Here is a 10,906-nt window from a genome sequence, read left to right as displayed (position 1 = left end):
AAGGGATTCACTTGTGTTTGTACCAGAAAGTCTCTATCAATTGAGTCCTCAAGGGAGGAGCTGAAACAATTCGATAGAAAAAACGATAAACTTTGTAATCAAAATTCAATTTTGATTGAGTCAGCACTCATGGAGTGCAAATTTTAGTAAAAATTAAGCCCCTCACTTAATCCTTTCTAACTACGGGCCTGTTTGAGCAACGCTACAATTTCTGTTTGTTTCTCCTCAGCCGCCCAGATCAGTGCCGTCCAATTGTTATTGTCCTTGACACTGGCATCGGCTCCCTGGTCCAGCAACTGTTGCACCACTGCCCGATCCCCCTTAGCCGCTGCACTCATCAGGGCCGTCATACCAAATCCAGTTTGGGCATTCAGGTGAGCACCCGCCTGGAGCAGAACTTGAACAACTTGAAGATGGCCTGACCCGGAAGCCCCCATCAGAGCCGTCCAGCCATCCTGGTCTGCGGCATTTACATCGGCCCCCCTTTGGATCAGAGCCTGAACCAGTTCCAGGTGACCCGCTTCAGATGCAGCAATCAGAGCGGTGGAATTTTCCCCATCTCTTGTATTCACATCCACTCCCTGACTCAGTAAATCTTTGAGAGTGGTCACATCCCCATTTTTTGCAGCCGATATAAGATCCGTCATATCCTTTCACGATCGTTAGAGCAGACAATACAAACAGGACTCAAGCATTTGGCAAATGCGCTCTGGCACAGGGCCAGCATTAGGACCGCATCCTGCTCTTTAATGTTGACATGGACCCCCTGATTCAACCCACGATCGTATAGGATTTTCAGGCAATGCAGGCCATTGATATTCTGATTCTCTCCAACGGCCCCGGCGAACTCACAACCTGGGTTAAACCAGTTGTGGCTGCTTTACGGGAGAAATTGGGAGCCGATCCAGACCAGGTTCGGCTCTCCGTTGTCCTTTCCCCCTGCACCAATGCGACGGGTAAAGAAGCTGAAATTGCCCGGTCCTACCCGGAGGTTGATCGGGTTCAGGCTGCCGATCGGTTTTTCCCTTTTCTGCTCTGGGGGCAAACCGCTGATCGTTGGGACTGGCGCGATCGGGGTGTGGTCATTTTCCTGGGGGGCGATCAATTCTTTTCTGTGGTGATTGGCAAGCGACTGGGGTATCCCACCGTCACCTATGCGGAATGGGAGGCCCGCTGGCCCCAGTGGATCGATCGCTTTGCCGTCATGAAGCCAGCCATCCTCGATCGGGTAAACCCCCAATACACCACTAAATTTACTGTGGTTGGTGATCTAATGGCAGAGGCCGGTAGTTGGTCAACCCAGGATGCTCCCTCCTCTGCAGACTCTTCCCCCTTGCCTCCTCTGATTGGCATTCTCCCCGGCTCCAAAGCCGCCAAACTGGCTCAGGGCGTTCCCTTGATGGTGGCGATCGCCGATCATATCCATCGCCATCGCCCGGAGGTCAGATTCGTGATTCCGGTGGCCCCCTCCCTGGAACTGGTCACCCTGGCTAACTTTGCCAATCCCGATTTGAACCCTGTCTTTTCTCTGGTGGAAGGCGTGGCAGCGGATCTGGTGCTACCGGAGCAGCCAGAATCAGGGCCATATCTGAAAACGGCCTCCGGGATGCAAGTAGATCTCTGGACCACCTTTCCAGCCTATGAGGTGATGGCCCAATGCAGCCTCTGTATCACCACCGTGGGGGCAAACACAGCCGAACTGGGAGCCCTGGGCATTCCCATGGTAGTTTTAATTCCCAAAAACCAGGCGGATGCTATGCGTACTTGGGATGGTCTACCGGGACTCCTGGCCAACTTACCCGGTGGCTTCGGCTCCTTCTTTGCCCGCCTGATTAATCGGTATATGGAGAAACGTCTGGGGTTGCTGGCCTGGCCGAATATTTGGGCCGGTGAGGCGATCGTGCCAGAGTTGTTCGACCACCTACGACCGGAAGGAGTAGCAGACTTGGTGATGGACTACCTGGACCATCCCGAAAAGCTGCAGCAGATGCGGGACAACCTGCGTAAAGTTCGGGGAGAACCCGGGGCGGCCAAAAAACTGGCCGCGATCGTCGCTGAAGTCCTCTCATCCCCCCCATAAAGACGCGATGAATCGCATCTCTACCGGACGCTGCCATCCCGGCGGCCCAATTCGTAGACGGCGCATCCCATACAGGCCATAATTCCCATACTGATGGCCCAACTCCTGCCCAGTCCCAGTTCCACCAGGAAATCGCACAGCCCCCCCACAATTAAAAACGGCACAATGCTGAAGAGAGAAGCATAGAAGGCATTCTGGGCTTCCCTGCCCTTACGGGTCCGCTCAAATTCCTCGACTGAAGTATATAGACTCCGTTCTGCAAAGTTGAACCAGCGACTCAACTGCTCCATAATCCAGTGGCTGAGGGGAGAAAATCCCAGGTATAGGGCCAGCGACCAGAGACTGGCTCCCGCGATCGCGGTGGCATCCAACCCAAACTGGAACGGTAACACTTCGGTCAACATAAAAAAAGTTCAGTAACTTTTAATCATTGTAGGAAGTTGTTCCCTGGGACACAACAATCTCCAGGATGGACCAGCAGGCCAGGGATTTAAGTCATTGGCCAATTATGGGTTCGTTCTGCGGTGGCAGCGGTAATGTAATCGTAAACGTGGTTCCTTGGCCCACTTCACTGATCAGGTCTACAGTCCCGCCGTGCATCTCCACGCAACCCTTGACGATCGCCAGCCCAATCCCAGTACCTTGAATCGTACCCACGTTCATGGCCCGATAGAAAACCTGGAATAACTTGTCTCGATCTTCCAGGGGAATGCCGATCCCTTCATCCTGAACCTGGATGAGAACCGTATGGTCTGGGGAATAGAAGAGGCTCAGACCGATCGGTCCACCCTTGGGAGAGTACTTAATGGCATTCGACAAAAGATTGATCAACATTTGCCGGATCAATTTACCATCAAGTTGCCCTGCATAAGGTTGACCCTGCACCTGAAAGTGCAGCCGATGGCGTGGGCTGATTGTAACCTGTAGTTCTGCCAGCACTTCCCTACAGAGGGCATGCAGGTCAAGACATTGCCGTTGCAATTGCAATTTGCCTGCTTCAATTCTGCCCATCAGCAGGGCATCCTCCAGCAACTCCGTCATATGCTTGACAGCTCCCTTGATCTGCTGGAATCGCTCCTGCTTTTCCTCTGTAGACCAGTCATAGTATTCCAGTAATTCAGCCGCTGACTGAATCGTTGTCAGGGGGGTGCGAAATTCATGGGACACAACCGTCACGAACCGGGACCTGAGATCCCCCAACTCTCGCTCCTGCTTTAAGGTATGGGAGATCGTCTCTTGCTGTGCTTCAAGTAAGGTATTGCTGTGGCGTAATGATTCTTCTCGCGTTTGCAGCTCGGCCTCAATCTGCTGACGTGCTGTGATCTCTGCCTGCAGGCGGGCTCGAGTTTCTCCTAATTCCACCGAACATTCCTGTATTCTCCGTTCCAGATCCCGGCTGAATCGTTTCAGAGCCAGTTCAGTCTGTTTACGCGCCGTGATATCTTGAGCAATCCCGGCAATGCGATAGATCCGGCCCTGGGCATCGCGAACTGGGAAGGAACGAGACTCAATCCAGCGGAGCTCTCCGTCCGGTCGGATAATGCGGTACTCCAGCTTAGAGGCCATACCTGTGAGTTGGCGTTCGACCGCCTGAGCCACGGAAGGCCGATCGCTGGGATATATATTTGCTAACCAGAGGTAGGGATCCTGATAAATCTTGTCCAGGGAGAGACCCCAAACTTGCTCAAAGGCTGGACTGATATACAGCAATTGATAGGATTCGATGTCGTGAATGTAAAGGACATCTCGAATTACCTCAGCCAACTGCAGGAGTTGTTGTCCGTTTGGATCTAAGGTTGTCCTGCCTGAATTGGCGTCCTGTACCTCGGCTTGATCAGATAGGTGCCAGAGGATCCAGATTCCTGTAGAACCATCATCCTGTGCCTGAAAGCTGACGGTTCCAGTGACCTCAATCTCACATCCCTCCCGGGTGAGCAAGACGCTCTGGAGGGTGGAGGTGACTATATCGGGCTGTCCCACCTGAAACATCTCCAGACACAAGTCACGATGAGCAGGATGAACCAGATCAAAAAACAGGCATTGCTCTAAATCAGTGCTGGAATAACCCAGAAGCTTCTGCCACGACTGATTCGTGTAAATAAATTGCCCATTAGGCAAAGTTGCCTGGATAGGATCACTAGAGACATCCAGGATTGACTGTAAGCGTTCCTTGCAGGTTGACACGTTTCCCTATGCAACGTTGCGAGCCAGAACTTTTGTTGTGGTGACTCATCTTACCCGCGCCTCCAAAGCCTGAACAACGGTGCAAGTAAGCCATTGGGAGTCAGTGATTCTTTTCAGGTAATCCTCAGGCCTTGCACGGGGACAGGAACCGTAAAAATACGGATCTGATGCAAATTTCCGGGCTATCTCCCCCTAAGCCAGGGCACTGATGTCACACAGGCCTTGCGCTTGAATCACCACAGTCAGACGATCGCGGGAATCATTCTCCCGCCGGGTTACCGTTGTCTCCTGACCGGGATACAGTTTAGCGGCTACGGCCTCCAGATCCGGCTTCAGGGCAGTAAAGGCTGCTTCTGTATTGGGAAGTTGCAGGCGATCGTTGGCCAGATAAAGGAACTGACTGCCATCCAGGCTAAACTGACCGGCCACCCGTTTGTCGGATTCCAGCAAAGCCCCAAAGATTGCTGTTGCCTTGACCAGTGCCAACATCCGTTCCTGATGAGTTTCGCCCTGCCCCAGCTTCAACTGAGCATAAAGGCCAAATTCACCCTCACTATGATCCATGGCGTAATTCACTTCATGGGTAATCAGCATAACGCCAGGGCCATTGGGAACATGGCGGTAATCTGCTACATCCAGCAATGTCCCTGGCAATTTACGCAGGCGAATCCATTCCTGAAAAATCTCAATCAAGATCGCTTCATCAATCGTGTTTCCAGGTCGAGCAAAGAATTTGATACAGAAGCGATCGGGGTTCATGGGGTTCTCCATACTTGAAAAATGGGTGGGTGGGCATTGTGTAGGGTTTCATAAGCCTGATCCCCTCTCCCGATGGAAGAGGGGTAAGCCATGAGGTCAGGATCAAGGTACCGTGCCGCGATCGCTTAGGACGATTGTTGCATCTGGCGATCGAGGAGCCACTTCTGGAAGCTCGCCGGACTGGTAATTCCAGCCTGTAACATGCGTGTATTACACTCATGGGCCGCTTCAATAAACAGGCGGGCTTCTTCGATCAGTTGTCTGGCCTGATCCAGATCAACCGCCCGATCACGCTGGTCATAAGCCTGGAACAGATAGCTGGCAAACTTACCTTTGGCAAACGGATCGTAGAACAGCTCGGTGTCGTAGAAGTATTTGCGGAACTCCCTGACCACTACTTCAGGATCCTTGGAAATATCGATATTCTGGACTTTCAGTAGAGCCTGAGCAGCACTGATCATGGCTTCCAGTGCTTTTTCAGCGGCCTGTTTCACATTGCCATTGCTGCTATTCCCTTCCAGCAAGAGGGTGGCATCAAAGTAGAGACTTTCAGCCGTGGCGACCCCAAAATCAGTCAGACTGACCACTTCACCCGCACATTCGCCTACGCCAATGTCTCCGATCGTGAACTCACGGGTATCGCCCCAATCCCTGTAGAAGGACTTGTCCACCGCATAGGCCGGAATTTCCAAGAAAGGAGCCAGACGCTCCTTGATGTCCTTCTTCCCAATCCGATGGACAAACTGGGAGAACTTTTCCCCCTTCTGACGATCCTTCAGGAACAGGTCCACCAGGAATTCCACCACATCGGGAACCCGCTTTGACGGCACAACCCCCAGGGATTGGCCATACTGAGCCGCATTGTTGTCCCATTCGCCCCCCAAAATCAGGTGGAAGTGGGGCACCCGCCGCCGATCGACGAGCCGATTCGACCCATAGAAGCCGATCTCGGCCACCATGTGCTGGCTGCAGGAGTTAAAACAGCCGCTGGCCTTAATCCGAATGTCCTTAACCGCTTCGTTATACTGCCAACCCTTGACGGCCAGTCGCTGGCGTAACTCACCCGCCAGACCGCGCGAACTGGCAATTCCCAGTTTGCAGGTGTCGGTGCCGGGGCAGGCCGTGATATCCACGATCGATTCAGCCCCTGCCGCATGCAGGTTGATGGCCTTCAGTGCCAGATAGAGAGCAGGCAGATCAGCTTCATGGATCCAGCGCAGGAGAATATTCTGCTCCACCGTGGTGCGGGTGGTATCGCGGGTAAAGCGACGGGCAATATCTGCCAGACCCCGCATCTGCTGTGAGGTGAGGTCTCCCAGCGGCAAGGAGATCGTCACACAGACAAACCCTGCCTGCCGCTGAGGGTAGATGTTGGTGGATTTCCACTGGGCAAAGGCAATGGCATCTGCTTCCAGATCGATCGCCTGACCGGCAGAAACGGGTTCCGGCAGGCCAGACTCGTCGTAGGAGGGTAACTCAGGAATCCATTCCGCCCAGCCTGGATCTGGCTCCAGAATTGCCCGCTCCTCTTTCACCAGACGGCGAAACTCCTCAATCCCCAATTTTGCGACCAAAAACTTAATCCGGGCCTTGTTACGGTTTTTCTTCTCACCCAGACGAGCATAGACGCGAGCGATCGCCTGGGACAGGGGCAAGAGCTCTTCCGTTGGCACAAAGTCATCCAGCAGTTTGGCCAAATGTGGCACGGCTCCCAGTCCACCCCCCACATACACTTCAAAGCCTTGCCTCTCCACCCCATCCACCATTCGGGTTGTGGCAATTAGGCCCAGGTCATGCATGGAAGTCAACCCACAGGGATGTTGCTTGCAACCGGAGAAAGCAATTTTAAACTTACGACCAAAATCCTGTACATCCCGATGTCCCAGGAAGTATTGGGTGGTTTCGCCCGCATATCCCGTCACATCGAAGGCTTCATCCCGACAGACTCCAGCCAGGGGACAGGCCGTGACATTACGCACAGAGTTACCACAGGCTTCACGGGTGGTGATGCCCACGGCAGCGAGACGGCGATGCATGTCAGGGGTATCATCCAGCGAGATAAAGTGGAGTTGGAAATCCTGGCGGGTCGTGACATGGAGAATGCAGTCTGCGTATTCCTCAGCCACATCTGCCAGGACTTCCATCTGGTCAGCGGTCATTCCCCCATAGGGAATCTTAATCCGCTGCATACCGGGGGCTTCCCACTTCGTCTCCGGTCCTTTGGTCAGGGCTGGATGGGGGAAAGGAATGGTTTGAGACTTTTCACCATCATGGCGAAAGCCATTATCGTACCGCTGCCCATAAGCACCCCGACGCAGCCGTAACTCGGCAAATACCTTTTCATCTAGCTTCCCTTGACGACGCAGCTTCATCTGGGTTTCGAAGGTATCAATCTCTTCTGCCATGGTTGGCGGGATTTTATCTGCTAGAACAGTTTTCCAAGTTAAGCCGGGTTGGGTCATGTCTAAGTCTCCTGAGGAGGAAATTCCTGCTGGATCACAGGTTGATCGCGATCTCCCATTTTTATACAAACTACGATACTTCGAGCGGAATTTAGAGTTTTGTTATGATTTGCCCGACCAAAATCCATTTTTGCTGGCAGTAGCGTATTAGTAATACTGCTGGAGGCATTGTAGACAGCAGTATTTCGAGTTGCAGAGGAGAATTGCCATGCAGGGTTTATCGGGACAGTTGCGGTTGACGGGATTCTTGCTACTGGGTGCCATCCCTATCTCCTGTGGTCCGGCTTGGGCCGATGAAGCCTCAACCAATCCTGGAAGGTCGGTTCTTTCCCCCTTGAACCAGATTGAGGTTTACCGCAATGGGTATCACTCGGGGATGCCGGTTATTGTCGTTAACACCAGTAATCAGGTCACTTCCGTTTCCCAGTTGTCAGATGTACAGCCGACAGATTGGGCCTTTCAGGCACTGCAGTCTCTGGTAGAGCGCTATGGCTGCGTTGTTGGGTATCCCGATGGCACTTACCGGGGGAATCGGCCCCTGACCCGCTATGAATTCGCGGCAGGTTTGAACGCCTGCATGGATCGGATCAACGAACTGATTGCTGCGGCGACAACCAATCTGGTGACCAAAGAGGACCTGGAAATCGTCAAGCGGTTGCAGGAAGAGTTTGCGGCTGAACTGGCCACCCTGCGAGGCCGGGTCGATGCCCTGGAAGCCCGAACTGCCCGGTTAGAAGCCCAGCAATTCTCAACTACAACAAAACTATCCGGGGAAGTCATTCTGGCCATTACCGATGCCTTTGGTGGGAGCGGGGTGACGGATTTTGCCGGGAATCCTAATGCTCCTGTGAATGCAGAAGGTAACACGGTTTTCCAGGAGCGGGTGCGCTTGAACTTTGTTACCAGTTTTAGTGGCAAAGACCGGCTGCAGACCCGATTACAGGTGGGGAATACGATCCCGGTTCTGACAACCACCACTCCCGCAGGATTAGCCGCCGTAAACCTGTTCGCCAATGAGGGACGGTTAGCCCAGGACAACACAACGATCGCCCTGACCAATAACTCGGTCTACCTGGATCTGCTATCCTACCAGGTCCCGATCGGCTCCCAGGCTCAGCTCAGCATCTTTGCCAATGCTGGCTTCCATTATCACTATGCTGATACCCTCAGCCCTTATCTGGACAGTGAAGATGGGGGGAGTGGGGCGATTTCCCGGTTTGGCGAACGCAACCCGATTTACAACATCAATGGCAATAATGGTGCGGTGGTGCCAGGAGGGGCAGGGGTAGGCTTTACCTTCAGACCTACCGACGCGATTCGGTTGGACGTGGGCTATCTCGCCAGTCGGGCCAGCACCCCGACCCCTGGCTCCGGTTTATTCAACGGCAACTATTCAGCCCTGGCCCAGGTAGTTTTCCAGCCCTTCCGAGGGTTGAAACTAGGCTTCACCTATGTCAATGCTTACAACGCTGCCGGAACCTTCCGGTTTGGTGGAGCCGGTAACGCCGTGGGGTCCTTCCGGGGTAACCTGTTGTTCCCCTTTGCCCCCGATCCCCTGGCTCCCGCCAATAATTCCCCTGTCGCCAGCAACTCCTACGGGGTAGAAGCCTCCTTCCAGGTAGCCCCCGGCTTCGTCATCGGCGGCTGGGGAGGCTTCACCGCTGCCCGCCTGATTACCTTTGGGGATGCCGAAATCTGGAACTATGCGCTCACCCTATCTTTTCCGGATCTGGGTAAGAAAGGTAACCTGGCCGCCATCATCATCGGGGCTGAGCCTACTTTGAAGGGCCTCCAGTCCGGTGGACAGCAAGTCGCTTTACCCGATCGGGATGACTCCCTGCACATCGAAGGCTTCTACAAGTATCAGGTCAACGATAATATCTCCATTACCCCCGGCCTGATCTGGCTACCAGCCATTAACCAGCGGGGTGCTAACAGCGATGTTTTTATTGGCACTATTAGAACCACGTTTTCGTTTTAAGGACCCATGACTAGAGATCAATACGATCTAGTCATCATCGGAGCCAGTCAGGCTGGTGTCCAGGCGGCCCGTCAGGGGATAGCTCTGGGGGGCAGGGTGGCTCTAGTCACCCAGGGGATCGAGCCGATCGCTGGGCTAACGTTGGCCCAGGTGGGGCGGATCCTGGCTGAAATCGGCACCGTCGATCGGCGGAGCACCTACTGGCATGGAACCACAGCAGCACCCCTTTCCTGGGCTGAGATCCTGGCCTGGACTCAACGGGTAGTGACGAATCTGCGGGCAGTAGACGCTCCGGCAGTGCTGGCGGCGCTGGGGGTGGATGTGGTGATGGGGATGGGCGAGTTTCTCCCCCAGGCTCGGCCTGTGCTGGCAGTAGCCGATCGGCCCCTGATGGCCTCTGCGTATCTGGTGGCTATGCCTGCCCGGCCCCAGATCCCGGCAATTCCGGGACTGACCCCCTCGGCCTGTCTGACGGTGGATGATCCCTGCACCCTGACGGAACAGCCTCAAAAGGTGGCGATCGTCGGTGATGGTCCGATCGGGTTACAACTGGCCCAGGGGTTGGTCCGGTTGGGCACCTCAGTGACGGTGGTCACTGATGCCCCCCACTTGCTGCCGGGAGAAGACCGGGAAGCCACCCGGTTACTGCAAGCGCAACTGGAAGTTGAAGGGGTGCGAATTTTAACAGGACAGCCGATCGACCAGGTACGGTCCCTAGCCGGAGCCCAGGAAATCCAGGTGGGAGGGCAAACCATCCAGGCCGAACTTCTGTTAGTGGATGGGGGCTATCGGCTGAATCTGGACAGCCTGAATCTGCCAGCAGTGGGGGTGGTCCAGGACCAGCAGGGCCTGCGCCTGAACCGGAAACTGCAGACGAGCCAGCCCCGGATCTATGTCTGTCGGGACGATCGGGCAGGGTATCCTGTCCCTCAGATGGCTCTGGAACAGACAACGATCGTGGTTCGGAATGCCCTGTTCTGGCCGATCGCCCGGTTTGATCCGACGGGAATTCCCCGCATTGTGCCCACGGATCCGGAACTGGCAGCAGTGGGGCTGACTGAACCAGAGGCACAGCAACGTTACGGCAAGGATCTGCTCGTGGTGCAGCAATCCCTGCATGCCCTGGAGCAGGCCCAATTCTCTGGGGATACCACCGGCTTTGGCAAGCTCCTGTTGCGGCGCAATGGCACCCTGGTCGGAGCCCAGATTGTCGGGACAGGGGCCAGTGATCTGATCGGCCCGATCGCCTTGGCCCTGCGGCAGCGGTCGAAGCTGGGGACGATCGCAACGGGGGCTGTGATTTCCCAGCGATCGGATCTACTGCGACAGCTCGTTCTGGAGGGACAACGGTTACAGGGGCTGCATCGTCCCTGGTGGAGCCGCCTTATGACAAGTCATTAATTCAGTTGGTTCATTGGGGTCAAGAATACCCCAATCACT

Annotated in this window: 8 protein-coding genes; 3 read left to right on the top strand and 5 right to left on the bottom strand. The window is 54.7% G+C overall.

The genetic code is table 11. From position 1 onward, the window contains the following. Positions 1-176: 176 nt before the first annotated feature. Positions 177-647, bottom strand: a complete 471-nt coding sequence (locus BST81_RS16350) for an ankyrin repeat domain-containing protein (protein ID WP_075599567.1) — start codon at positions 645-647, stop codon at positions 177-179. 155 nt (positions 648-802) lie between these two features. On the opposite strand from BST81_RS16350, the gene BST81_RS16345 reads away from it, so the two are divergent. Next, on the top strand, positions 803-2,080 hold the full coding sequence (locus tag BST81_RS16345; protein ID WP_075599566.1) for a lipid-A-disaccharide synthase: 1,278 nt from the start codon (positions 803-805) through the stop codon (positions 2,078-2,080). Between the two features lie 20 nt (positions 2,081-2,100). On the opposite strand, the gene BST81_RS16340 is transcribed toward BST81_RS16345, so the two are convergent. The 4 genes from BST81_RS16340 to BST81_RS16325 form a co-directional block, all read right to left on the bottom strand. Further along, positions 2,101-2,484 (bottom strand): hypothetical protein, encoded by a 384-nt coding sequence (locus BST81_RS16340; protein ID WP_075599565.1) that lies wholly within the window; start codon positions 2,482-2,484, stop codon positions 2,101-2,103. Between the two features lie 91 nt (positions 2,485-2,575). Next, positions 2,576-4,264, bottom strand: a complete 1,689-nt coding sequence (locus tag BST81_RS16335; protein WP_075599564.1) for a PAS domain-containing sensor histidine kinase — start codon at positions 4,262-4,264, stop codon at positions 2,576-2,578. Between the two features lie 192 nt (positions 4,265-4,456). Next, the gene (locus BST81_RS16330) at positions 4,457-5,023 is read right to left on the bottom strand and encodes a hypothetical protein (RefSeq protein ID WP_075599563.1); all 567 of its coding nucleotides are present in this window, start codon (positions 5,021-5,023) and stop codon (positions 4,457-4,459) included. A 125-nt stretch (positions 5,024-5,148) separates the two neighbouring features. After that, positions 5,149-7,485, bottom strand: coding sequence for a nitrite/sulfite reductase (locus BST81_RS16325; protein ID WP_075599562.1), 2,337 nt, complete (start codon positions 7,483-7,485; stop codon positions 5,149-5,151). Between the two features lie 208 nt (positions 7,486-7,693). Here BST81_RS16325 and BST81_RS16320 point away from each other — a divergent pair, with 208 nt between their 5' ends. Both BST81_RS16320 and BST81_RS16315 read left to right on the top strand, forming a co-directional pair. Continuing rightward, the gene (locus BST81_RS16320; RefSeq protein ID WP_075599561.1) at positions 7,694-9,466 is read left to right on the top strand and encodes an iron uptake porin; all 1,773 of its coding nucleotides are present in this window, start codon (positions 7,694-7,696) and stop codon (positions 9,464-9,466) included. 6 nt (positions 9,467-9,472) lie between these two features. Then, positions 9,473-10,867 carry an NAD(P)/FAD-dependent oxidoreductase gene (locus BST81_RS16315; RefSeq protein WP_075599560.1) on the top strand — a complete coding sequence of 465 codons (1,395 nt, stop codon included), beginning with the start codon at positions 9,473-9,475 and terminating at the stop codon, positions 10,865-10,867. Positions 10,868-10,906 lie beyond the last annotated feature (39 nt).

Source organism: Leptolyngbya sp. 'hensonii' (genome assembly GCF_001939115.1).
Lineage (GTDB): Bacteria > Cyanobacteriota > Cyanobacteriia.
This window is presented reverse-complemented; position numbering and strand designations above follow the sequence as displayed.

Excerpts from the sequence above, each read along its gene's own strand:
- BST81_RS16350 (WP_075599567.1), bottom strand. The coding sequence starts at position 647 with ATGACGGATCTTATATCGGCTGCAAAAAATGGGGATGTGACCACTCTC.
- BST81_RS16345 (WP_075599566.1), top strand. The coding sequence starts at position 803 with ATGCAGGCCATTGATATTCTGATTCTCTCCAACGGCCCCGGCGAACTC.
- BST81_RS16340 (WP_075599565.1), bottom strand. The coding sequence starts at position 2,484 with ATGTTGACCGAAGTGTTACCGTTCCAGTTTGGGTTGGATGCCACCGCG.
- BST81_RS16330 (WP_075599563.1), bottom strand. The coding sequence starts at position 5,023 with ATGAACCCCGATCGCTTCTGTATCAAATTCTTTGCTCGACCTGGAAAC.
- BST81_RS16325 (WP_075599562.1), bottom strand. The coding sequence starts at position 7,485 with ATGACCCAACCCGGCTTAACTTGGAAAACTGTTCTAGCAGATAAAATC.
- BST81_RS16320 (WP_075599561.1), top strand. The coding sequence starts at position 7,694 with ATGCAGGGTTTATCGGGACAGTTGCGGTTGACGGGATTCTTGCTACTG.
- BST81_RS16315 (WP_075599560.1), top strand. The coding sequence starts at position 9,473 with ATGACTAGAGATCAATACGATCTAGTCATCATCGGAGCCAGTCAGGCT.